Below are 22092 nucleotides of genomic sequence, written 5' to 3' on the forward strand. Positions count from 1 at the left end.
GGCATGACCCCAAACAAATCTAACGATTACTCACCATCACGCGGGCGCTTTGGAGCCAGCCTTCACCTTGCACGCGGAGCAGGTACATGCCAGCGGGCAGATTAGATAAATCCATGCTTGCTGTATTGGAACTGGCTGCTTGTTGTTGAACCAACTGGCCTTGAAGGTTATAAAGGCTCAGGTGCGCAGTGCTTGCCTGTTCTGGCAATTCTACCTGTAGCAAACCGCTGGTAGGATTGGGGTAAACCTTGGCTGCGGTAATGTCTGCTGGCGTTTCGGTGCTTACGATGGCATCTAAATCTACGCGCCCGAGGAAGCCTGCCGACTGGTAAACGTAGAGATAACGGTTATTTGGCGTTACCGCACCAGGAATCGCATAGGTACAGAATCCGGCAATCGACTCCCAGGTTAGGCCACCATCCAAGGAACGTTGGAGGTTGGTCAATAAATCTTGCTGAGAGGGGAAAAGACGGCCAGAATAGTAGGTACCATCGGGGCCGACAATGACCTCTCCAGGGGCTGTTACGCCACCACAAGCATCGGTGCTCCAGGTGAGGCCGCCATCCGAAGAACAGCGCGTTGTGCCGCTGACGGTATTCATGATGGTGGTACTGTTCAATGCGAACAAGTTGGCAATGGGTTGTGTCGAAAAGTCGCCGTCTATAATCTGCGTCCAGGTTTGGCCACCGTCGGTCGTAGCGTTGATCCGGCCTCCATCAGAGCCTACAAAACCGTTTTGGTCATCTACAAACAACATACTACGCGGGAAACCACCCAGTCCGTGGTACACAACATCCCAGGTATCTCCGCCATCATCTGAATAAGCGCCGTGTACAGAGCCATAAAGATAGAGCCGCCCACCAGGTAACTGCTCAATGTGAAATACGTAAGTGGTGTCTTGAATATCCTCCGGAAAGAGAGCCGACCACGTATCTCCGCCATCTTCTGTGATTTGCGGGCCCGAGCTGTTGTAAGGAATGATAACGGTTTCTTCATCCAATACCAGAAAGTCGCGGCTTACCGTAAAGAAATCATTCGTAACCTGGGTCCAGTTATTACCACCATCAGTGGTTTTCATCATGCCTACCCGTTCCTGTAGGGCGTAGCCTACATCGTCTGTTGGGAAAGCTACTTTTTCGAGGCTGGGTCGTGGAGCTGGAAATTGGCTGGTTGCGGTTTCCAGTGCATCTGTAGAATATAAAATTTCTGTTCCCCAGCTGGCCAGCCAGAAACTGTTGCCCAAACGGTGAATGCCTTCAAACCGCAGGCCAAACTGGCCATTTTCGAGACTTTGCCCAACACCTTCGTTGTTCGACCAAGTCACTCCTCCATCCATAGAACTAAAAATACTGCTAGGAAAAACATAAGCGACCAGGTGTGTTTCGGAAAGTGCTTCCAGGTAACGGATATTGCTTGGTACGCCAGTATCCGTCACTAATGTCCAATTGCTTCCGCCATCAGTAGACTTGAAAATATGGCGACTCTGATCATACATAAAGCCAATATCTTCCGTCAACCAGGAACCATAGTAGGCGCTACTTTCAAACTGATAGATCGAATCCCAGGTAGCCCCGGCGTCCGTACTTTTTAGCAATGGGCCGCCCTGCTGATAAAGGTACCCCGTGGTGGGGGTTGGAAAATGTAGACGATCTCGGTAGTAAAAGTCTAGCTGTGTTGCCGTCCAGGTATCGCCACCATCAGTACTCCGTAAGTAGCCTGATTCATTGTGCGAAAGCATAATAACATCCCCCTCAAGGAAATGAAATTCGCGGCCAGAGCTATACTCTATTTCTGTAGAAGTCCAGTTTTCGCCACCGTCGGTACTACGAAATACAAAGCCATCTATGCCTAAAAACACTGTCTGGCAATCGGTACCTGGCTCACAGGCGACTACGTCAAAGTCCAGCCCTTCTGGCGCAGCGAGGAATTCCCAGTCGTCGCCATTATTAGTTGTGCGCGCCAGCACGTTGCAGGTACCAACGGCCCAGCCATTGCCACTATCGTCGACGTAGACATCACGGAAGTTGGTCGCAAAATCAAAAGGAGTGAGAGGCTCGACGAGCACTTGGGCCGATATGGGGCCAGCAAGGAAGCTAAAAATGAATAGCAGGTAAAGGTAACGCATAAGCATAGGGTTTTGTGATTGTATAATACTGAAGGATGACCATTGAGGTGTCCTCCGCAAAGTTACACTTCCCTAAGGCTGGGGGTATCCGGTAATTCCGGTAGGTGAAAACTACTGGAATTCATGGATAGAAAGGAAGAGAGGGAGCTAGAGCGTGGGTGGTAAATACAGGCTCAAAAGCATCACACTCCTTGACCATCAGGTTAGGCACCCTAGGTTCAGAGAAAAGGATATAGCATTTATAAAAAACGGGCTAATAGATACCCGGAATTAGCTTTGCAGTGCTCGCTTGATAATCTTGAAAGGACGCTAGATGGCCATATTTTTCTTCATTCGACTTTTCCAACATCGGGATACCACTAAGCCCCAAGAGAAGGGCCGTTATCCAGACAGGGCTAATAACAGTGGCCCATTCCAAGCCATCGAGTACCGGAATACATGCAATAAAAACACCCAACCACACCAAAATTTCTCCAGCATAATTTGGGAAACGCACGATACTAAACAAGCCCTCTGACATAAACTTGCCCTCATTGCCTGGTGTGGTCCTGAACTTGAACTTTTGGGCATCAGCAATGGTCTCTATCAATAGGCCAAAGACGAAAATGGCAACTCCGACGGGTAAACTTCTCGACAAAAAAGCCTCGTCCAATTGCGCTTTCGTAGCGCTAAGCGCTACCACTACCGGCAACAAAATCACCCAAACACTGACCCCTTGAATAATCCAAAAACTACCAAATCGCCACCATACCGGGCGCATTTCATCGAAACGGTGATCCTTTCCTTTCGTCAAAACTCTTTTGAAAAGGTAGCTCCCTAGTCGGATAGACCACAGGATGGGCATTGTTGCAATGAGCAAGCGGTAAGGGTTACTCGTATCGCCGATCCATAAAAGAAACATAAGCGTAATCAGCAAAAAAGTAGCGCTGTACGTAAGATCTGTAAGCTTATCTGTTTGGTATCTATATGCGAAGATGAACACCAAGACATTGATGGCTAGAGAGATAAGAAGACTTAAAGTAATGGGATTCGACAGCATTTGTTGTTTTTACGTGTGGTAAATGCTCTAACAGTATGAACCCATTAAAGATCATCCATTTTAAAAAAACATTAGCCGGAGTACCCTATACTGTACAAAAAAATGTTTCTTCCGTAAAATTCCCCTTTGTTCTTAACAAGAAGACCTTATGTGTATACGAACTCCTTTTATTGTCGCAATAACAATGCTCTTATTGACCAATTGTAACACCACAAAAAGTAGTCTGACTCCTCCAGCAAAGCCAATGGTTATTTTAAAATTAGACGACCTGTGGTTTGAAGAAGGCTTGGTTCACCCCGGTTGGATAAAAGTGGTAGACTTTCTTGACAGCATGGAGGTAAAAGGCACTATAGGCATTGTAGGAAATTCTTTAGAGGAAGGAGATGCTACCTATTTCAATTGGATAAAAGAACGCCATATTGAGGGTTATGAAATCTGGCATCACGGTTTTTGCCATTGCCGCCATAAAGAAGGGGATGTTGAAATCAGAGAATACCGAGGAGAAGACCTGGCGGCACAAACCGAAAGTCTGCTAAAGACCCAACAGCTAGCGCAAGAAAAGCTAGGTATTACCCTCCGCTCTTTCGGCGCACCTTATAATTCTACCGACGAGTATACGGCTAGCGCCTTGGCAGAAATTCCCGCATTGAAAGTTTGGATGTACAAGGAAACCGACGAGCCTACTGACAAGTGTTTGCTCCCCAGAATTGCGGAAGTAAATATTGAGTACCCTGTTCATCAACCAGATTTTGAACAATTCAAAGCAGGCTACGAACAGTTCAAAAACGAACCTTTACTGGTTATTCAGGGGCACCCTCGGAGCTGGGCGGAGGACGAAAATCGCTTTGAAGAATTTAAAAGAATCATCCTTTTTCTAGTAGAGGAGGGGGTAACATTTGTAACGCCTTATGAATACTATCTGAAGCAGCGTCTATTTTGAAAAAACGCTAATTCGACCTACCTTCATGGAGATACGGAGCAGTTCTCTTTTCTCTGATGTTTATTATATCAGCTCTCTCAAAAAATAAGCGCTATAATGGAACAACTAAATGATAATCAGCAAGACATAAAGCTTTACTCTCAAGCTGCGATTGGTGGCGCGACATTTTTGGGTGGCCCGCTCGCTGCGGGGATATTGGTTCGTCATAACTACATCGAATTAGGGAAAGAAGACGATGGCAAAACAGCTTTAATCATTGGCATCATCGCTACGATATTGCTATTTGGTGGCATATTTATGGTTCCTGACCACCTGATGTCAAAAATTCCAAATCAAATTATACCTGCCATTTATACGGCTATAATTTATTTCATTGTTGAAAAAATTCAAGGGGAAGCACTCAATCAACACAAGGCCAATGATCATGAATTCATGTCCAGTTGGAGAGCAGCGGGCATAGGCTTTCTGTGTATGCTGCTCATTATCGGTGCATTGTTTGGATATACATTTTACGAAACGTCCAACCCAGCATACGCTCAATACGATATTCAGATGGAAAAATTCAACGTGAATGAATCGAAAGCCTTTGAGTTTTATGACCATCTTGAAACCAATTCCGATTACTCACTGATACAAGAATTGGACAACAGGACTATTCCCAGCTGGAAAGACAACCTAAAAATAGTAGAAACGACCAATCAAATAGAGAACCTCCCTGCTGAATTGGCCCAGCGAAATGCACTATTGAGCGAGTATTGCACATTACAAATTGAACTTTTCGAACTGTTTAGAACAGCCATCAACTATANCACTAATGACTATTCAGAAGAAATAGAGCAGCTTCATCAAAAAATCGAAAACACCGTAAGTAAGTTACAAACAGAAACCTACTGATCCTGTGCTATTAAGGGAACTCTCTGTTTACAGAAAAACGTTGATCCAGTTGATTTCAAAAAAAACTACCACACGTATTTTGTAATGGACGACCAACACTGTCTGATTTGTCAACGACCGCTGGGAAACAGCAAGCGCGTTTCTAAACACCACCTCATTCCAAAATCCCGAGGAGGGAAGCATACCGATACTATTTTGATCCACAATATCTGCCATCAAAAAATACACTCGGTCTTCACGGAAAAAGAACTTAGGGATGAGTTCCATACCCCCGCGAAGCTGAGGGAACACGAAGAAATGCGTAAATTCATCCACTGGGTCGCTAAGAAGGATATCAACTTTTATCAGAAGAATAAGAAGTTGAAGCGGTGATGAAGTACTTACCTACCAAACCTCCAAAACCTCCTCCTTCCTGCCATTAAAGACAATCTCCTCCCCTACTGTTTTTCCCAATAGCAACTGCCCAATGGGAGCCGCCGGTGAGATACAAAAACAGGATTGCTCCAAAACAACAACCCTGCCCAAGCTGACGGCCAGAAAATACGTTCGCTGATCCGTGACTACGAGGCTGCCTTTTTGGATGCGGTCGGGGCTTTGGTCGATATTAATTTGCTGGAGTTGGCTTTGCATTTGCTTCGCTAGTTCCAACTGGGCCGTTATCTTGTCGGCTTCCATTTGCATCATGGCGCGGCCCGTCTCGTATTTATCTCCGGCACTGCTTTTGGTTTCATTCCGTTTGGATTCATCAATAGAATCGATGGCCTTTTGCAGATCGACCATTTTGGCGGCCAGGGTAGCTAGACAGGTTTGGNAAAGCGTTTGTTTAAGCGAAAGCATAAATGGTGATCTAGTCCGGAAACAGGTTATTTCATAGGCAACAAACGAGAATCCGCCAGGGCTGCCGTTCTGTGGCCGATCCCTTTGAGGTAACCTTCGTTACGCGCAAAGCCGATGAAAGCCTCTGCACTGCGATGCTTGACCAAGAGCACCATATCCCAGCCTTCGCCTTCAGGGCCTATCAGGAAGGAACCACCCTTACCTGAGTACAACAATTCTCCTCCCGCTTCTTGCAAAAAGGGCGTAGTATGCTTCATGTAACGCTGGTAAGCTTCCTCGCCGGAAATCGTAGTAGCTGATGCCAACTCAGGGCTCGCCGAATAATCTGCAACTTCCCGAAACTTCAACAAGTTGAGCATCACAACTTCTCCATGGCCATGATATTGCTGATAAAATTGCTGCCCGGTAGCTTGGGTAGCGTCTAGATAGGTTTGTGCTGGCATTTTCTTATTTTGTTGGTAGATAAGAAAACATCTTAAACACAAGAATAGATGCTTCAAAAGCACTACCCCATCGTAATCACTATGTTCCCTTTCTTGTGTCCTTTATCAACATAGCGGTGTGCCGCAGGTACTTCTGCCAAAGAATATTGCCGATCAATAACCGTCTTCAACCTCCCGGCGGCAAGAATTTCGCGTAACTCAAGTAGCATCTTTCTCAATTCTGGCACGGGCTTCATCCCGGTAGCATCAAATTTAGCCTTTTTCTTACCAAACAACGATGTGCGGATCATTTGAAAAAGTAAAGGCAGGCCAAGTACTGGCGAAAGATAAGTACCATTAGGTGTGAGCGAGATTTTACTCTTACCAAAACTACTCTTGCCTACGGTGTCGTAAATGATGTCGTAGGTTTTTCCTGATTTTGTAAAATCAGTGGTTTTGTAATCAATAACCTCATCAGCCCCCAGTGATTTAACCAGCTCCAGGTTAGCCGTACTGCAAACACCGGTAACTTCAGCCCCGAGATGTTTTGCTAACTGTACTGCCGCTGTTCCCAAGCTTCCGGAAGCACCAATGATCAACACTTTTTGCCCTGCTTGGATACCAGCTACTTCCCGAAGCAAATTCAAAGAAGTCAAAGCCCCATCACAAATCGGGGCTGCGTCTGCCGCACTCACATTATCAGGAAGCGTAGCAATAACACCATCCTCCGACACACACAGATACTCTGCATTGGTACCTGATCCAAAAACCGACTCACCAAAGACGAATTCTCCCACAAGAAACTTGGTAACATCTTTACCCGTATCAATAATTTCACCCGCAAAGCTTGTTCCTGTCACCGGATATTTAGGCTTACTAAAACCCATAAACAATCGCCCAATATAGGGGATACCCGTACGCATCATCGTCTCTGCAGTGGTTACTGCCGAGGCATCAATACGTACCAATACTTCGTTGGCTTTGGGGCTTGGCATGGCTACGTCCTGTAGTTCCAATACTTCTGGTCCACCATATTTGGTGGCGACGATGGCTTTCATTTTCCTTGCGTTCATTTTGACTAGTTTTTGTTTCCTAATTTCTATGACACAAAGGTAGGGGCAGCAAGGAGAGGCATCGTTCTGATTTGCAAATCCGAACGTTTTGGGATTGTGCTATATATCAAACAAGTGTTACCATATTGTATAAGCGAACCGCAGCGTAGTCTGTTGCAATTGCCTAATACCAGAAGGGACATTATATGGCAAATAACAATCACATAAGCCAAAGCCGCAACAACCACCATAGGGATAGCCTCCATAGCCATAATCATCTTTTTTATTCAAACCCCATGATTTTTGGAGGCTCAGGGTAGCGCGATCTATGGTGACCCCGAGTCCGCCGATAAAGGAGGTTTGCCAGCGTTTCACATCCAGCCACTCTGCACTGAGATCAACTTTTTCTCCGTAGGTATAACCATAGGAATCTGGTTGCCCGGCAGCGCCGTAGTAACTATTCACCATATTGCTTTGAGACAATAAATATCCAGCTTGGATGCCCGACTTCAAGAAAAAACGGGCGCGACTATCTGGTTTACCGAAATAGAAGTGCGTTTCGAGTGGAATACGGAGCTGACTTTGCTTTTGGTAGTAACGCTCACGGCTGTAGGAAGCCATTACGTCCTCCGTATTGTAGGAAATACTCTCCGATTCAGAGAAATTCCGCCACTGGTTGTAATTCACGCCTAAACGCAGGCTGAAACGATGACTCAAGAGAAACTCCGTCCAGACTCCTCCACTAAAACCTGGCTGCCGGCGAACCTCGGTTTTGTAATAATAATCGCCAAAAGTATCGTCATAATACGTTTGCTCTTGCAAATCGGCGTGGCCACTATAGCCCGCTTCTACATCAAGACCAAAGGCCCAACGGCTTTGCCCAGAGAGCGCAATAGCCATTACAACAAAAGCGGAGAGTAGGATTATTTTTTTCATAGCTGGTGCATTTCTTTTGCTTATGTCGTAAGACCGCAGCCTGCTAAAAAAGGGTTGGGTAGGTTATTTTTTTATTTGATAAGCAAAATGCAAAGCAGCCGATCGCACATAGCGGAGCGGAGTTCCTGAAACCGTTATCGCGCCACTCGAGTCTGGTTCGCTAAAATCCAAGTACCTCTCATAGGCAGGAACTCCTTCTCTACGTTTTTGAAAAAAAGCGGTATTGACCAAGCTCAAAGACCAACGATTAATCCGCAAGCCAAACTCCAATTGCCCAGCAAGCGCCAAGGGACTTTTTTCCAGATCAGATTTTGAACGAGGATTGATTTTTTCTGTAAATACAGTCCAGTCACCCGAAAAGCCAAAGCCAGGGCCCAGCATAGGATCATAACGAAAACGACTTCTTCTTAAATAGTTGTGACGATAGACATAAACCCCTTGCACTCCTGCACCGACAAACCAGCGCTGACTTGCCTCTTCTTCCCCAAAGTAATACCTGCCATTGAGTGATAGTTGAAGATAATGACTCGTCCAGCTAGACAGGCTTTCGCTAAAGTAATACAGATCAGGAGCATCAGTAACAAACATCGAATTGGCCATTACCTTTACCCGTTGATAACTCGTCGTTGCATGAATCTTCCAATGAGCATCAAGGGAGTGCTCCATCCAGAAGCCAGCTCCATAAGAGATTTGTAGCTGTTCATTACCTGAAAAATCAGTCAATCTTCCATCAATAACGGGGCTTGTTGCCTCTTGGCGAATATCACCACTGAGCCCCATGATAGCGTAGGCACCGAAAACTAAATTAGGTGCTTGTGCAAATAATATACCACTACTAAAAAAGAAGACGGTAACAAACGTAAATGTAGAGAGTGCGTTTTTCATACTAACTGTATTGCGTAGAAAACAAAGTGTGATTTGTTTCAGCACCGTTTATAAGCTAACAGGTAGAACATTAATCTCATTTTACAAAGAGAAAAATTTAACGGTTAAGCGCTGGAAATGTACTACTCTACCTCCTCCAAAAACTGCATTTGGTACAGTTCGCGGTAACGGCCATCTTCATTTTTCAGCAACTCGTCATGCGGGCCGAACTCTACTTTTTCACCTTTCTCTAAAACGAGAATATTATCCGCATGGCGAATAGTACTGAGGCGGTGGGCGATGATGATAGACGTCCGTTTTTTGATGAGCGTCTCGATAGCATACTGGATAACCGATTCAGTTTCCGGATCGACGCTGGAAGTGGCCTCATCGAGAATGAGAATATCCGGGTCAAAGACCAGGGCACGCACGAAGCTAATGAGCTGCCGTTGCCCCATTGCCAGGGTGGCACCACGCTCCATCACCTGGTAATCGTAGCCACCAGGGAGCTTTTCGATAAAGGGATGAGCGCCGATCATTTTGGCCGCAGCCACTACCTGCTCACGTGAAATATTCTCGTTGCGCAAGGTGATATTCTCCATAACAGTGCCTCCAAATAAAAAGACATCCTGAAGAACGATAGCGATACGTTGGCGCAGTGACTCAAGATCGTACAAAGGCAGCTCCTCTCCATCAATACGTATGGCTCCTTTTTGGATTTCGTAAAATCGGCTGAGGGTATTGGTAATGGTCGTCTTTCCAGACCCCGTACTACCGATAATGGCCATCGTCTGACCAGGTTCAATGGTGAAACTCAAATTTTTGAGTATCCAATCTTCATCGTTATAAGCAAACCACACTTGGTCGAATTCAACCTTGCCTTCGAGTTTTTCTTTTTTGAGATCGCCTTGGTCTTCAATTTGCTCATTGGTATCGATAACGTCGAATACCCGCTCGGCGGCCACGAGGCCCATCTGTAAGGTATTGAACTTATCAGCCAGCATCCGAATGGGGCGGAATAGCATATTCAGGTAAATAGGGAAAGCGACCAGCGCGCCCAAAGTAACACCACCTGCGCGGATAACATCCTGCGCGCCCCACCAGACCATCAAGCCGAGCGATGCTGCCGCAATGATATCTACCACCGGAAAAAAGATAGCATAGTATAGGATCGCATCCAGGTTGGCCTGGGTATATTCTTTGTTGATGGTGCGAAACCGCTCCATTTCATTGCGCTCAGCATTGAAAACCTGAACAATTTTCATCCCACTAATACGCTCTTGCAAGAATGCATTCATCCGCTGGATTTGCGTCCGCACTCTTTGAAAAGAAAACTTCACCTTTTCTTTAAAAATATAAGTCGCCAACATCAAGAAAGGCATCGTAATGAGACAAATCAAGGTAAGTTTCCAACTCGTGTAAAACATGATTCCCAAAACAGCTATCAGCGAAAGTAAATCGGCAATAATCGTAATAATACCTTGTGAGAATACCGTGTTGATGGTTTCGATATCATTGATGGTTCGCGTAGTCGCTGTACCGATAGCCGTACGGTCGAAATACTTCAAGCGCAAACTTGTGAGGTGGGTAAACACCCGCACCCGTAAATCCCGAATCACTGACTGGCCCAACCAGCTGGTAGAAAAAATAAACACATAACGCAAAACCGACTCTACCAATAAGATAATAAGAATCAGCAGCGCGATTTTCGTAAGGCCAGGAATGTCATTTTCAAAAATATAGTCATCCACCATCTGCTGGATGAGATAGGGGCGAGCTATACCCAAGGGGGCCAAAATCACCGCTAAAGCCCCCGCAGTAGCGAATACCAGACGGTAAGGACGAGCCAGCGCAATAACTCGGCCGAAAAGGAAAAAATCAAACTTTTTCTTGTCTTTGGACATAAGAGCTTGTTGGGAAACTGGCTGTTAGTATTGCACAAAAATGACTTACGTAGTTTTCGTGCTGTTTAATATCAACGCATTAAGAATAACATTTGCGCAAAGATAGTTTATTGCCGGAAGGTATTTTTTTGGGGTGAAATACGGATTTAAGGGAGTTCGCAAAAAATAATATACTCACCTTCCTACAACTTTTCCTTTATCCATCATCAGATTTTCCTTGCGTAGCACGCTATGCTGCGCAAAATCCGATTTGTCTAAAGAAAAACTTGCTACGTCCTTTGCGTAGATTATTTATTCCCTCATCCCTAAAGTACTATTTGCATAAATACATTGATGCACACACACGAACCAAAAAGTACCGGCGACTGTCTTAGTCAAAGGCCATTCTTCGGAAGGGCTACTAGTCCAGCGTCAATTTTCCGCTTAAAACCACTGATCAGATTCAGTTCCGACCAAAAAAAGACAATACTCTATGCTATTCAGAAATAATAGCGACTAACTTTGTGAAAAACCAGCCCATTGCTCCATGAAATATATCTTGCCTCTACTTTTACTTTGTTCTGGATTGCTCCATGCCCAAACCTGTGATGGCAACCTGGGAGATAACATTTTCATAGAAGGAGATTTTGGGTCCGGCTCATCTAATGTACTCTTTTCCAACCCCAATATTGCACCCGATTATTTCTATAACAACACCCCTCCACCTAGCGATGGGCAATACACAATCACTAGTAACACGGGGCTTTGGAACAACCTCTACCCTACATGGCTAGGCATCGGAGACAACAGCCTCGACCCAAATGGCTACATGATGGTCGTCAACGCCAGCTTTGAACCTGGCCTCTTTTATGATCGTGAAATAGATGAGCTGTGTGGAAATACTCTCTACGAATTTTCGGTAGATGTTATCAACCTCATTGAAATAGGTGTCGCANACCATATTGATCCCAATGTGAGCTTTCTGCTCGATGATGTAGTACAGTTTACCACGGGGGAAATTCCAAAAACAAACAGCTGGCAGACCTATGGCTTTACCTTCACCACTGCCCCAGGGCAGACCAGCATACGACTTTCGCTACGCAACAATGCGCCCGGAGGGATCGGCAACGACCTGGCTTTAGACAATATCAGCTTCCGCCCTTGTGGTGATGAGGCCTTTATCCTTCCAGCCGAACCCGCCAACATTTGCGCAGATGGGCAGCCACTCCCCCTTTCCGCTACCGTTATGGGCAACCTGTATGATGATCCTGCCGTGCAGTGGCAGATTAGCCCCAACGGCGTCACCGACTGGGTGGATATTGCCGGTGCAAACGACGAGACCTACCTGCACACCATTCTCGCCTCCGGCATCTACTATTACCGCTTCCAGATTGCGGATGGTATCGTCAACCTCCAAAACGAAAAATGCCGCATTAACTCCAATGTCAAGGAAGTTATTGTGCTACCCACCGAATTTGCTGTCACTGATACTATTTGCGCTGGCCTTACTTACCCTGTTGGCAATTCCCTCTACACCACTAGCGGCAACTTTGTGGATTCTTTGGTCAATAGCTTCGGTTGCGATAGTATTATCTCTACAAATTTGACGGTATTGCCAGACCCTAATATTCTTCCTGTTTATTTAGCCAGTGTCCCAGATTGTTTTAATACAGAAAACGGCCAAATTGAAGTCACGGACGTCCTCAATGGCTACCCGCCCTATAGTTTCCTTTGGACAGAGAGCGGCACCATGTCCAACATCCTCACAGATGTCCCCGGTGGCGTCGCTTACAACTTGTTAATTACCGATCGCTACGGTTGCCAACTCGATACCAACATCACCCTGACTTCCCCAGCGGCAATCACCCTGGAATTGGGGCCAAATTTCGATATCGAACTGGGTGAAGAGATAAGCCTTACGGCCAACACCAACTTTTCTGTCAGTCTGTATTCGTGGGTTACCGATAATGCCAACAACCTCTTGCCTTGCACCACTGAACCCGACTGCCCAGAGATCAGCTGGCAACCTACGCAGAGCCAGACCGTCTACCTGACTACAGAGGACGCTAACGGCTGTGCGGTGACCGACTCCGTTTTTATCTCCGTCACTCCTAACTACGACCTGTATATCCCCAATGCCTTCAGTCCCAACCTGGATGGCGTGAATGATTATTTCACCGTTTACGGTAATGCCAATCGGATAGCAAGCATCCGCTCCTTCCGGATATTCAACCGCTGGGGCCAGCCGATGTACGAAGCGACAGACTTGTTTCCCGGTGTTCCTGGCCAAGGCTGGGATGGTCGCGTCAAAGGCAAAATTGTCGACCAGGGGGTGTACGTGTACGCGATTGAGGTTGTTTTCCTCGATGGTGTTGTTCGGGAATTTAGTGGTGATGTGGTCTTGGTACGGTAAGCTCTAATTTTTAACCACTAAAGGCACCAAGATTTTTTTCACCCAACCGGCTTATTCACCACCGCCGCAAAGATCGGATCATCCTGTGCATTGAGGATTAATACCAGAAAAGGCCGATTAAAAACCACCCTTCGAGGAATAGACAGCGTTGCCATCGCCATCGTAGCAGCCGTAGCCTCTACCCCATTTTCATCAATTTTTAAATTAGCTTTCTGCATGATGTCTACCTGGGTATGCCCCCGGCCTAAACCAGGCATAGAAGCTGGTACAAGTTCAGGAAACAAGACTGACAGATTTGTTTCTCCGGTGGCGATAAACTTGGGTAAATGGAGTTCAAATTTGGCGCTTCCCCAGCTGGAGATTCCTTTTTCGGAAAGCCGGTTCAACAACTGAGACATCGATACATGCTCATGCGGCATCATGGCACAAAACAGGGTTTCGCCATCTTGCATACAATTGCCTAGCGTCGCCGCGCATAGATCATCGTAGCCATTGACGGTATTGAATAATTCATCAGACACCATAAATTCCGCCGTCACGGTACCTTGTGGTGCATAAAAATTCTTGCGGCTCGTTTTCCTTGGATCAAAAGGCGTTTCCCAGGCACCGGTATAACACAAGGTGTTCAGATAAAGTGCAATGGCTTCGCGCAGCTCTCCAGCCAAAGCTTCTTCTGGCTTCATCTCAGGAATCCGCCCCTGGGTACCTTCTTCAATGGCCGCATTGATGGCTCGTGCAGCAGCAGTACCTTCCCGAAAATCAACTTCTACGGGCTCTACATCCAAGGCTTTCAATCCTGCCAATGTTGCCGCCGTAGGCACCACCTCCCCTTGCTGTAGCCAGCAAGAATTGACCGACAGTAATTGTTCGTGCGCCGGAGGTTCTGTCAGAGATATCCCCTCGCGTACTAGGGTTTCCGAAAAATCGGGGTTATCCAAGGCCATCATTCGCAAAATGGTCGTATAAGAATAGAGGCTAACCACACCGTTTTCGCCATTATCCACCACGGATTTTAAGGCGGTGGGGAGGGCTTTCCAAAGGAAGTTATGTGCCATTATTGTTTATTTAATAAGTTCGGTGATCCTAAACCATCATTTCTTAATCAAGTCTTCCACTTGCTGTTGAATGCTCTTGAGAGAATTCTCACAACTCAATTTTGTAATCAAACCTCGTGAAAAGGATTTTTCAACTTGATCATACTGCGTAGAAAATAGTCGCATTTGATCATTCCATTCTCCTCCAAGAGTTAATAGTTCAGGCCAACAGCCTTCTTCCATCAACAGGATAAGTTGTTCTTTTTGCCCTCCCGAAAGAGGAATCTTCGCCTCCTCCGGAGACACTAAACCCATGATGGTGTTAATAATTTGCTGAACACTCCGTTGGTGATCTTCCTGACGAACCAGGCCTAACCTCGAATCACGAATCGCCTGCTCATAACGTTGAAAAAGCAATAGGCCGTATTGGCTGTAACTGCTGGCCAATTTCAGCGCCTCAGTATATTCGTTGCGGAGCAGATGTGTACGAATTTGCTGGCATTCGTCTTCTGTAAAATGCTTAGGCAAGTATTCCTCAGGATCTTCTACAGTGCTTATTGCTGGTGTATTAACACGCGTCGTTTTGCCCGATTCTACCATTTCCAGCACGGCATAAACAATCCGGTTATTGGTAACGTAGAAGGTTTCTTCATCTATCAACTTCTCCTTATACTGATGTGATGCTTTCTCCTGCTGTGCTTTGAGGGGAACAGCCTCTGTATAACCCGCGTCAATGAGCAATTCCAAAGCCGCCGGCACCTCTGACTGTGCCAGTAACTCCCGGACTTGCTCAGGCAAACTGCGCTCTGTCGGAGTCGGGGCAGGCGCAGTTGATGCCAGCTGATTTAGCCATCGGAGAAGTTTCGTGAACATTTTACAGGGTTTTATTGTGAAAAATTTGTGCCGCTCGTTTTTGAATCACCAAAGACACCTGAGAAAATACTACTTTTTTTCACTTGACCTTAGTTTCTCTACAATCACTAAAAAACAGGACATCTTACCTTTGGAAAGGTTTTAATTGATCCTCTAACCTAGCCCCTCTCCCCAAGGTACTCCTCAAGCGCCTGAAGAGCTTCAGTACTCTTGCCTTGCAAATAATGGCCGTGAACGAGTCCTCTCAATTTGTCAGAAATGATATTGGTTTCAGGATTAACGTCAATTACTTTGCCGTTACGTGACAATGTTCTTTCTACTAAACGTTGGGGTAAGTTTGTCGCCCCCGATGTTCCAACAACGATCATTAGGCCCGTGGATTTCGCAATCCTAAGTGTTGTATCTAAATGATAGTATTTTTCATTGTAATACTCATCGAACCAAAGTACATGAGGTCGGGTCATTTCTCCGCATTTTGGGCAAATTAGTTTTTGCTTTTCATCGAATGTCAAAGGTGTTTCTCTACTTCTGATCTGCTCTCTAAAAAAGAGAGGGATAGCATACAATGCTTTTGAGCACTCATCAGCACAACGCATATATCTGAGATCACCATGAATCAGGTACAGATTGTTAATCAAGCTTTCGGGTCTAAAATGCAAGCCGTCTACATTTTGAGAAATCAAGGCAAACCTAGCCCCTAGTCGTTTCTCAATAGAAGATAGCGCTATATGTCCCAAGTTTGGTTTTGCTTGCTCACAAATGCTAATCCGATACAAAAACCAGCGCCAGACCTCATCCGCATTGACATCAAACATCTTCTTTGTGCCCATTGATTGAGGGGTTGCATTTTTTGAACCTATTGTCCAAAAACCTTCCTTTCCTCTAAACGTTGGTATTCCACTATCTGCAGAAGTACCAGCTCCTACTAAAAAGGTGATCAATCTATCTCCATCAAGCGCCTCTTGCAAAAATTCTTTAGTTCTACCGTCTAGCATTTAACCTGGTATTTAATTTTAGCATAACTACACGAATTAACTACAGAATAGTTCCTACTCAACAGGACTAGAAAAACGTTCAAGATTCCCTACCTCCCTATAAAACGAAGCACTTTCTGTCACCTCTTCTCTCTTAGAAAATCGCCAATAGCATTGTGCTGTTGGCGCCTGATGAAAATATGCTTTTGCTGATTAGCCCTAACCTTCAAAGTAATCGTTGTTGCTATCACAATCATTATTACTGAAAAGATCCCAAACAACTTCGAACTCCCCATACCTGCAATTGCCAGGATAAAAACAGGAGCCGCTACTGCTTTCCCTGCCTCGATATTAAGGGCAAGAAAATAAGCAACAAGGAAAACTCCCGATAGAATTACCCCCGCTAACATCGGCCTCTTCAGTAATGAAAACAATTTCTCTTTTCGAAACTCGTATCCTCCAAAAACGCTTGGTTGATCTTTTAAATACACTATAATCTCCCTCTTCGCCTGATCATTTCCAATTCGAATTTCTTCATAGGATTCTTCTTTAAAGAAAACAGTCATTTTATGGCTCGAATCCTCTACCTCAATTTTCGTTATGTAAGGAATGGGTATTCGAAATACGCCATCATCATTGATATTGACATTGATACCACCATGATCAGAATGTACTATTCCCAAAAACTTCTCATCTATTAGAAGAAGTTTGTTTTTTGACAGATTCCAGCGCTTCATATATACTTAATTTCCTTAGTTAAGATAAGGTAATAAATACTTTCTTATCCCAGCAAATATCAGGGTAGGCATCCCCTTTTCTTATGGCGTAAAAATCAACAAACACTCTATTTCTTTCTTAATTGTAGATAAAATAAAACTTTCCCCTTATATTTGTTCTACAATAAAGTAAGATCTATCAATCACACTGGCATGAAAGAAACCAGACTTGGCGAATTTGAAGAAGTAATTCTACTGCTCGTAGGCATCTTAGGCGATGATGCTTATGCATTAAGAATTGCCGATGAATTTGAGGTACAGACCAAACGATCCGCCTCTATTGGTTCCGTACACGCTACCCTAAGCAGGATGGGCGACAAGGGTTTCTTGAAATCAAAGATGGGAGAACCTACCGCCCAACGTGGTGGCCGCCGCAAACGCATCTACGAAATCACGGCTGCAGGAGAAGCTGCTCTCAAAAAGGCACGAGATCTACGTCTATCGCTCTGGGATCAATATCCCGGATTTTCCTTAAGTCTCAATTTCTAGCCCCCTATTTCCATGAAAAAAGAAAACTTTCAGCCACCTCGGATTGCCACAAAATTTCTGCTGTGGTTTCTCAAACCTGACCTTCGGGAAGAGGTTGCCGGTGATCTGGAAGAAAGATATTTTGGCCAACTGGGAAACAACTCTCAACGACAAGCCAATTTCCATTACTGGTTTCAGGTCATCAATTACCTCCGCCCATTTGCCTTGCGAGAGGATCTGCTCACTTCCCTAAACCCCTTCTTTATGTTTCGCACTAATTTCAAAATTGCTTGGCGCAACCTCTTTAAGCAAAAAGGATATTCGTTGATCAACATTACGGGCATGACACTGGGACTTACGTGCTTTTTGCTGTTGGCGCTCTATATCCAATACGAATCCAGCTATGATCGGCAAAATGAGCACGCAAATCGTATTTACCGAATTGCACAGACCCAAAAAGGCAATACTTTCCGTGGTACGGACCAGTTTGCAGTAGCCCCTGCGACCATTGGACCCGCCCTGGAGGCTGAGTTTCCGGAAGTAGAAAAAACAGTAACTTTTACGGTGTTGTCCACACTGTTTGGACAAGAAGATCAGGTATTTTATGAACAAGGTTTGTACACCACTAAATCACTTTTTGAGGTTTTCACCTACCCAATCATAGAAGGAGACACGAAGGCTGCCCTCGCCGACAAGGATGCAATTATTCTTACCGAAGCATTGGCAAAAAAATACTTTGGCAACTCCTCCCCCATCGGCAAAACGATGAAACTGAGTAGCGACCGCCTCCTTACGGTAAAAGCCGTTATGGAAGACCTCCCTGGTAACCAGCACTTCAAATTTGACTTTGTAGCTTCCATTGATAACTACGGAGAATACGTGGAAGATACCAAAGCGCAACGTTGGGGGAGCAACAACTACGAAGTATATGCTCTGCTACAGAAGGGTGCCGACTACCAGCAACTAGAAGAAAAGATGTCTATTTTTGACGATAAAGTCAATGCAGCTTACGCAGAATGGCCTTTCTCTGCGAGTTATTTTTTCGAACCGCTCACTGATATTTATTTGCACTCAAAAGCAAATTTCGGAGAAGGTATAAAGAGTGACATTCGCTACCTGTACTTATCGGCAGCTATTGCTTTTATCATTCTTTTCCTGGCACTGATCAATTACATGAACCTCTCGGTAGCCCGTTTTCAGCAACGTACAAAAGAAGTTGGCGTTCGCAAGGTATTAGGTGCAAAAAGGAAGCAACTGGTTCAACAGTTCATGACGGAATCCATGCTGGTGACTGGAATTAGTTTACTAATGGGTTTAGGCTTGGCCAGACTGTTACTGCCGTTTTTCAACCGCTTGCTGGATCTGGAAATGCCGTTTCTACTTAGTGGCAACAAGATGATCTTAGGCACCCTTTTACTCCTGGCGCTTCTTATGGGCGGGCTTTCGGGTTTATATCCGGCGATTATATCATCGGCTGCTACACCAGTGAAAGCTTTACAAGGAAGGTGGTTCGGTAATCAAAAACAATCGGGGCTATTGCGTAATGCGCTTATCATTGGCCAGTTTACTGCTGCTATTGTTTTGGCAACCGGCAGTATTGTTATTTATCAGCAATTGCAATACATTCAAAACAAACAACTGGGCTACAATCGTGACCAAGTCGTCTACGTGCCTTATCGTAATCAGGAATTATTTGACAAAACCACCACGATTAAAGAAGAGCTCATGAAGGACCCGCACATAGAGCAGGTCGCATTTACCAACGTGCTCCCACTCAACACCAATAACCAAGGTATTGTAACGGAGTGGGAAGGCAACGCCAATCAGCAAGAACTTCCCATTTATCGTTTTCGTTCCGACGAAAATTTCATACCACTTCTGGAGATGGAGCTGGTAGAAGGTCGCAATTTTTCGCCGGATTTTCCTTCCGACACAGTGGCTACTTACATTCTCAATGAGACCGCCATCAAAACGATGGGTTGGACCAAGGCTGCCGGAAAGTCCTTCCGTGATGGCAAGGTTATCGGTGTAGTCAAGGATTTCCACTTTCAGCCTTTCAATCTGGCGATTGAGCCCATGTTTATCACTTTCCAAACACGGACCAGTAGCTACTACGCTGGTAATATTGCCATGAAAATAAACTCCGACACCCCAGAAGAAACGATGGCTCACATTCAGCAAACACTGGCAAAGATCATCCCACAAGTGCCTTTTGATCTGCGATACATGGATGATTCTTTCAATAAACTCCACCGTGCCGAGCAGCGGTTTGGCGATGCCTTCAAAATATTCACTTTCCTGGCCTTGTTTATTGCATGTATCGGATTGTTTGGCCTGGTAGCCCACACGGTGCTCCAACGTACCAAGGAGATCGGCATTCGCAAAGTACTGGGCGCTGCTATTACGGATATCATAGGGTTAATTTCGGGTGATTTCCTACGACTCATTGCTTGGTCAGCACTCATCGCCATCCCTATTTCCTGGTGGGGTATGCAGCAGTGGCTACAAGGCTTCGCCTACCACACTGAGGTGCAGATTTGGATATTTGCTCTCGTAGGAGTCATCGCCATTGGGCTTGCCTTTATCACCATTAGTTTACAAACCTTAAAGGCAGCGATGGCCAATCCGGTGGAATCAATTAAAACAGAATAAGATTCCACCAGATTGATCAGGTCTACCGAATATCCTTCAACTCAAGGAAGTCCATATCCGTAAAATCTTTGTTTTCCCCAGCCATGGCCCAAATGAAGGAGTAACTGGCGGTACCTGAACCAGCATGGATCGACCACGGCGGCGAGATGATAGCCTCCTGGTTGTTTACCCACATGTGGCGAGTCTCGGATGGGCGGCCCATAAAGTGCATAACCCCTTGATTTTCTGGCACATCAAAATACAAGTACACTTCACTGCGGCGGTCGTGAGTATGTGCAGGCATGGTATTCCAAACACTTCCATCTTGCAACACGGTCAGCCCCATTACAACTTGACAGCTGTTGATCCCCGCATCGTGGATGTACTTGTAGATCGTCCGTCGGTTGGCTGTTTCTGTAGCTCCAAGTGTTACAGGTGCAGCGTCTTCTTTCGTAAACATCTTATTAGGAAACGGCTGATGCGCTGGTGCCGAAAAAAGGAAAAACTGTGCCGGGCTATCCGCCACTGCCGACTGGAAACTTACGTCCTTGGTACCTTTGCCAAGGTAAAGGCAACTCAGCTTGTCTAGCTTGTACGTTTCCCCATCTGCAGTGATACTACCAGAATCTCCAATATTGATGATCCCAAGTTCCCGGCGCTGTAGAAAAAACTCGCTTTTTAGCGTCTCGTAATTAGGCAGCTCTATTGCCGCAGTAGTAGGCGTTGCGCCTCCCATCACCATGCGGTCATAATGGCTGTACACGAAATTCAGCTCTCCTGCCGCAAACAGGTTTTGCACCAAAAAATCGTTGCGCAATTCCTGCGTGTTCATTCTTTCTACTTCCCGAGGACTGGCCTCATAACGTTGTTCTATCGTTTTCATTTGTAAAATTTTTATTCGTAATTAATTAGTTTGAATTCAGCCAAGCCGGGCATAGCGATTCCGACTCGCATTAACTCGTCTAAATCTGAAGATTAGAGGGGACTTAAAACGGTTCAATGTCAATTTCCAACATCATAACAAAGAACCGGAAGGAAATCAAGAAGCAACTCTCCTCTTGGGTAACCCCTATACCCTCTACCAAGTACCTTGTACAGTGAGGCTTGCTTTCAAAACCACCACCACACTATGGCCTCAAAGGCAAGCCTCACCTTACCTCCCCATCCAACCACCATCGACGACTAATACTTCCCCACTGACATAATCAGCAGCTGAAGAAGCCAGAAATACGGTTGGGCCTTTAAAATCGGCAGGCGTTCCCCAGCGGTTGCTTGGAATTCGTGCCAGAATAGCGTCATTACGCTCAGGGTTTTCACGTAGTGCCTGGGTATTATCCGTGGCGATATAACCTGGTGCAATGGCATTGACACAAACGCCACGCCCGGCCCACTCATTCGAGAGCGCTTTGACCAAGCTTCCGATGGCCCCTTTGCTGGCCGCGTAACCTGGCACCGTTATCCCCCCCTGGAAGGTCAAAAGAGAAGCGGTAAATATTATTTTACCGTGGCCCCTTTCCAACATATCCCGGCCAAATTCTCGGGCCAGAATAAATGGCGCGTTGAGGTTCACATCCAGCACATTGTCCCAAAAGTCATCAGAATGTTCGGCCGCAGGAGCTCGCAGGATGGTACCAGCATTATTGACCAGAATATCCACGGGAGCTTCCTCCTTTTTTACCTTTTCGATAAAAGCATAGAGGGCTTCTCTGTTGGAGAAATCCGCCTGGTAAGCTTTAAATTTCCGGCCTAAATCCGTCACCTCTTTTTCGATCTCACTGCCTTGCAGTGCTAGTGTTGCAGATACGCCTATCACGTCGGCACCTGCTTCGGCCAAAGCTACGGCCATTGCTTTTCCAATCCCTCGTTTGCAACCCGTTACGAGGGCTGTCTTACCGCTGAGGTCAAATGCGTTGAGGATACTCATATTTTTT

The 22092-nt window shown here is 45.6% G+C and carries 18 protein-coding genes; 5 read left to right on the plus strand and 13 right to left on the minus strand.

The genetic code is table 11. From position 1 onward, the window contains the following. Positions 1-19: 19 nt before the first annotated feature. Together A3EU_RS35010 and A3EU_RS30280 are read right to left on the minus strand one after the other, a co-directional pair. The gene (locus A3EU_RS35010) at positions 20-2125 is read right to left on the minus strand and encodes a T9SS type A sorting domain-containing protein (RefSeq protein ID WP_020536502.1); all 2106 of its coding nucleotides are present in this window, start codon (positions 2123-2125) and stop codon (positions 20-22) included. 253 nt (positions 2126-2378) lie between these two features. Then, positions 2379-3164: a DUF1295 domain-containing protein gene (locus A3EU_RS30280; RefSeq protein ID WP_020536503.1), complete on the minus strand. Its 786-nt coding sequence runs from the start codon at positions 3162-3164 to the stop codon at positions 2379-2381. 244 nt (positions 3165-3408) lie between these two features. Here A3EU_RS30280 and A3EU_RS0112460 point away from each other — a divergent pair, with 244 nt between their 5' ends. Continuing rightward, the gene (locus tag A3EU_RS0112460) at positions 3409-4104 is read left to right on the plus strand and encodes a DUF2334 domain-containing protein (RefSeq protein WP_020536504.1); all 696 of its coding nucleotides are present in this window, start codon (positions 3409-3411) and stop codon (positions 4102-4104) included. A gap of 978 nt (positions 4105-5082) precedes the next feature. Further along, positions 5083-5370, plus strand: coding sequence for an HNH endonuclease (locus tag A3EU_RS35385; RefSeq protein ID WP_020536506.1), 288 nt, complete (start codon positions 5083-5085; stop codon positions 5368-5370). Positions 5371-5861: 491 nt separating this feature from the next. On the opposite strand, the gene A3EU_RS0112480 is transcribed toward A3EU_RS35385, so the two are convergent. The 5 genes from A3EU_RS0112480 to A3EU_RS0112500 all read right to left on the minus strand — a co-directional run bounded on the left by A3EU_RS0112480 (position 5862) and on the right by A3EU_RS0112500 (position 11013). Beyond that, entirely contained in the window at positions 5862-6278 is a 417-nt protein-coding gene (locus tag A3EU_RS0112480; RefSeq protein ID WP_020536508.1) for a DUF1330 domain-containing protein, read from the minus strand. 62 nt (positions 6279-6340) lie between these two features. Further along, positions 6341-7330: an NAD(P)-dependent alcohol dehydrogenase gene (locus A3EU_RS0112485; protein WP_020536509.1), complete on the minus strand. Its 990-nt coding sequence runs from the start codon at positions 7328-7330 to the stop codon at positions 6341-6343. Between the two features lie 117 nt (positions 7331-7447). Beyond that, the gene (locus A3EU_RS0112490; RefSeq protein ID WP_044085808.1) at positions 7448-8245 is read right to left on the minus strand and encodes a porin family protein; all 798 of its coding nucleotides are present in this window, start codon (positions 8243-8245) and stop codon (positions 7448-7450) included. 63 nt (positions 8246-8308) lie between these two features. After that, positions 8309-9130 (minus strand): hypothetical protein, encoded by an 822-nt coding sequence (locus A3EU_RS0112495; protein WP_020536511.1) that lies wholly within the window; start codon positions 9128-9130, stop codon positions 8309-8311. Between the two features lie 122 nt (positions 9131-9252). Next, positions 9253-11013 (minus strand): ABC transporter ATP-binding protein, encoded by a 1761-nt coding sequence (locus A3EU_RS0112500; RefSeq protein WP_020536512.1) that lies wholly within the window; start codon positions 11011-11013, stop codon positions 9253-9255. A 1729-nt stretch (positions 11014-12742) separates the two neighbouring features. Here A3EU_RS0112500 and A3EU_RS35515 point away from each other — a divergent pair. Then, the gene (locus A3EU_RS35515; RefSeq protein ID WP_425412684.1) at positions 12743-13405 is read left to right on the plus strand and encodes a T9SS type B sorting domain-containing protein; all 663 of its coding nucleotides are present in this window, start codon (positions 12743-12745) and stop codon (positions 13403-13405) included. A gap of 38 nt (positions 13406-13443) precedes the next feature. On the opposite strand, the gene A3EU_RS0112510 is transcribed toward A3EU_RS35515, so the two are convergent. From A3EU_RS0112510 to A3EU_RS0112525, 4 genes are all read right to left on the minus strand, one after another. Further along, on the minus strand, positions 13444-14460 hold the full coding sequence (locus tag A3EU_RS0112510; protein WP_020536514.1) for a serpin family protein: 1017 nt from the start codon (positions 14458-14460) through the stop codon (positions 13444-13446). Positions 14461-14496: 36 nt separating this feature from the next. After that, complete coding sequence (locus A3EU_RS0112515; RefSeq protein WP_020536515.1) at positions 14497-15312, minus strand: hypothetical protein; 816 nt, start codon at positions 15310-15312, stop codon at positions 14497-14499. 158 nt (positions 15313-15470) lie between these two features. Continuing rightward, the gene (locus tag A3EU_RS0112520; protein ID WP_020536516.1) at positions 15471-16307 is read right to left on the minus strand and encodes an SIR2 family NAD-dependent protein deacylase; all 837 of its coding nucleotides are present in this window, start codon (positions 16305-16307) and stop codon (positions 15471-15473) included. 119 nt (positions 16308-16426) lie between these two features. After that, positions 16427-17023 carry a hypothetical protein gene (locus A3EU_RS0112525; RefSeq protein WP_020536517.1) on the minus strand — a complete coding sequence of 199 codons (597 nt, stop codon included), beginning with the start codon at positions 17021-17023 and terminating at the stop codon, positions 16427-16429. 192 nt (positions 17024-17215) lie between these two features. Here A3EU_RS0112525 and A3EU_RS0112530 point away from each other — a divergent pair, with 192 nt between their 5' ends. Continuing rightward, positions 17216-17551 (plus strand): PadR family transcriptional regulator, encoded by a 336-nt coding sequence (locus tag A3EU_RS0112530; RefSeq protein WP_020536518.1) that lies wholly within the window; start codon positions 17216-17218, stop codon positions 17549-17551. Positions 17552-17563: 12 nt separating this feature from the next. Next, on the plus strand, positions 17564-20182 hold the full coding sequence (locus tag A3EU_RS0112535; protein ID WP_020536519.1) for an ABC transporter permease: 2619 nt from the start codon (positions 17564-17566) through the stop codon (positions 20180-20182). Between the two features lie 22 nt (positions 20183-20204). On the opposite strand, the gene kduI is transcribed toward A3EU_RS0112535, so the two are convergent. Together kduI and A3EU_RS0112545 are read right to left on the minus strand one after the other, a co-directional pair. Continuing rightward, positions 20205-21044: a 5-dehydro-4-deoxy-D-glucuronate isomerase gene (kduI, locus tag A3EU_RS0112540; RefSeq protein WP_020536520.1), complete on the minus strand. Its 840-nt coding sequence runs from the start codon at positions 21042-21044 to the stop codon at positions 20205-20207. 270 nt (positions 21045-21314) lie between these two features. Further along, the gene (locus tag A3EU_RS0112545) at positions 21315-22079 is read right to left on the minus strand and encodes an SDR family oxidoreductase (RefSeq protein WP_026211370.1); all 765 of its coding nucleotides are present in this window, start codon (positions 22077-22079) and stop codon (positions 21315-21317) included. Positions 22080-22092: the final 13 nt, after the last annotated feature.

Origin of the sequence: Lewinella cohaerens DSM 23179, from assembly GCF_000379805.1 — a bacterium.
Taxonomy (GTDB): domain Bacteria; phylum Bacteroidota; class Bacteroidia; order Chitinophagales; family Saprospiraceae; genus Lewinella; species Lewinella cohaerens.

Bases quoted from the DNA above. Each gene is read 5' to 3' on its own strand.
- A3EU_RS0112490 (WP_044085808.1), bottom strand. From the start codon at position 8,245: ATGAAAAAAATAATCCTACTCTCCGCTTTTGTTGTAATGGCTATTGCG.
- A3EU_RS0112460 (WP_020536504.1), top strand. From the start codon at position 3,409: ATGGTTATTTTAAAATTAGACGACCTGTGGTTTGAAGAAGGCTTGGTT.
- A3EU_RS0112485 (WP_020536509.1), bottom strand. From the start codon at position 7,330: ATGAACGCAAGGAAAATGAAAGCCATCGTCGCCACCAAATATGGTGGA.
- A3EU_RS0112520 (WP_020536516.1), bottom strand. From the start codon at position 16,307: ATGCTAGACGGTAGAACTAAAGAATTTTTGCAAGAGGCGCTTGATGGA.
- A3EU_RS35385 (WP_020536506.1), top strand. From the start codon at position 5,083: ATGGACGACCAACACTGTCTGATTTGTCAACGACCGCTGGGAAACAGC.
- A3EU_RS0112495 (WP_020536511.1), bottom strand. From the start codon at position 9,130: ATGAAAAACGCACTCTCTACATTTACGTTTGTTACCGTCTTCTTTTTT.
- A3EU_RS35515 (WP_425412684.1), top strand. From the start codon at position 12,743: ATGTCCAACATCCTCACAGATGTCCCCGGTGGCGTCGCTTACAACTTG.
- A3EU_RS0112535 (WP_020536519.1), top strand. From the start codon at position 17,564: ATGAAAAAAGAAAACTTTCAGCCACCTCGGATTGCCACAAAATTTCTG.
- kduI (WP_020536520.1), bottom strand. From the start codon at position 21,044: ATGAAAACGATAGAACAACGTTATGAGGCCAGTCCTCGGGAAGTAGAA.
- A3EU_RS35010 (WP_020536502.1), bottom strand. From the start codon at position 2,125: ATGCGTTACCTTTACCTGCTATTCATTTTTAGCTTCCTTGCTGGCCCC.
- A3EU_RS0112525 (WP_020536517.1), bottom strand. From the start codon at position 17,023: ATGAAGCGCTGGAATCTGTCAAAAAACAAACTTCTTCTAATAGATGAG.
- A3EU_RS0112480 (WP_020536508.1), bottom strand. From the start codon at position 6,278: ATGCCAGCACAAACCTATCTAGACGCTACCCAAGCTACCGGGCAGCAA.
- A3EU_RS0112510 (WP_020536514.1), bottom strand. From the start codon at position 14,460: ATGGCACATAACTTCCTTTGGAAAGCCCTCCCCACCGCCTTAAAATCC.
- A3EU_RS0112500 (WP_020536512.1), bottom strand. From the start codon at position 11,013: ATGTCCAAAGACAAGAAAAAGTTTGATTTTTTCCTTTTCGGCCGAGTT.
- A3EU_RS0112515 (WP_020536515.1), bottom strand. From the start codon at position 15,312: ATGTTCACGAAACTTCTCCGATGGCTAAATCAGCTGGCATCAACTGCG.
- A3EU_RS0112530 (WP_020536518.1), top strand. From the start codon at position 17,216: ATGAAAGAAACCAGACTTGGCGAATTTGAAGAAGTAATTCTACTGCTC.
- A3EU_RS30280 (WP_020536503.1), bottom strand. From the start codon at position 3,164: ATGCTGTCGAATCCCATTACTTTAAGTCTTCTTATCTCTCTAGCCATC.